General features: G+C 42.8%; 2 protein-coding genes. Both read left to right on the top strand.

The annotated features are described in order from the left end of the window. Window positions 1-58: 58 nt before the first annotated feature. Window positions 59-214: a hypothetical protein gene (locus ACYVTD_RS17515; protein ID WP_461248904.1), complete on the top strand. Its 156-nt coding sequence runs from the start codon at window positions 59-61 to the stop codon at window positions 212-214. Further along, window positions 214-397, top strand: a 184-nt coding sequence (locus tag ACYVTD_RS17510; protein ID WP_461248903.1) for a GTPase, incomplete at its 3' end; no start/stop codon positions are given. The genes ACYVTD_RS17515 and ACYVTD_RS17510, both read left to right, overlap by 1 nt.

Genomic DNA, 397 nt, shown 5'->3' with positions numbered 1-397 from the left:
GAATAATCCCATAGTATTTGCAAGCAATATATTTGATACTTGCTAGAAGATATACCGCATGCAAGCTTTTGATGGGGGGACTGATTATGATAATAAAAAGCTTTTATTTATTATGAAAGAAATTGCTGAAATAATTGGCACGGCGAGACAGATACCGAGCCCTAAAAAATATATTGAGGCATCGTTGTTATTGCTTTTGGGGGCAGGTGCATAATGCAAACTGTAGCAGTTATCGGGCGCCCGAATGTTGGCAAATCTTCGCTTTTTAACAAACTTATCGGCAGGCGAAAGGCTATAGTTGAAGATGTTGCGGGGGTGACGAGGGATAGGGATTATGCGGTTTGCGAATGGGGTGGGGGTTCTTTTCGATTGGTTTGTACGGGGGGGGTAGGACCTT

This window comes from Treponema sp. R6D11 (assembly GCF_054786075.1).
This window is presented reverse-complemented; position numbering and strand designations above follow the sequence as displayed.